The sequence below is a fragment of the Salinimicrobium oceani genome, assembly GCF_012037645.1.
The window spans coordinates 1-387 of the sequence record NZ_JAAVJR010000936.1; the positions used below are offsets into that span (position 1 = coordinate 1).

At 41.1% G+C, this 387-nt stretch carries 2 pseudogenes; both read right to left on the reverse strand.

Features of this window, described 5'->3' with window-relative positions:
• Positions 1-199: pseudogene (locus HC175_RS20130) on the reverse strand (serine hydrolase domain-containing protein); the annotation flags it as partial.
• A gap of 1 nt (position 200) precedes the next feature.
• Positions 201-387, reverse strand: a pseudogene (locus HC175_RS20135) (DNA recombination protein RmuC); the annotation flags it as partial.

Consider the following 387-nt stretch of genomic DNA (forward strand, 5'->3'; position numbering starts at 1 on the left):
TTGCCTGCCGCAGGTCTTTTGATTCTGAATACTCATTATTCTGTGCAAATTCGATCGCTTTAGAGACATCAATATTGTAATCGGAAGCTGGTTTTTCTGCCCATGTTCCAGCTTCTGGAAAGTAAATTTCCTGGGCAGCAGCCGGAGTAAATAACAAGCTGGAAAAATAGAAAAGAGTTAAAGTGTAAATTTTTTTCATACTAATTCAATTGATTTTCTTCCCCATTTGCCTGGGAAAGCCATTTTTGCGAAAGTTTTTGTTTGGGAGAGATGCCAAGGGCTTCCAGTTGGTCAATATCCTTGATGAGATTTTGTTGCCCAGTAAGCTTCTTCATTGCGCCATCGTAAGCTGAGGTGGTTGATTTCAGCCTGTTCCCCACCAATTCC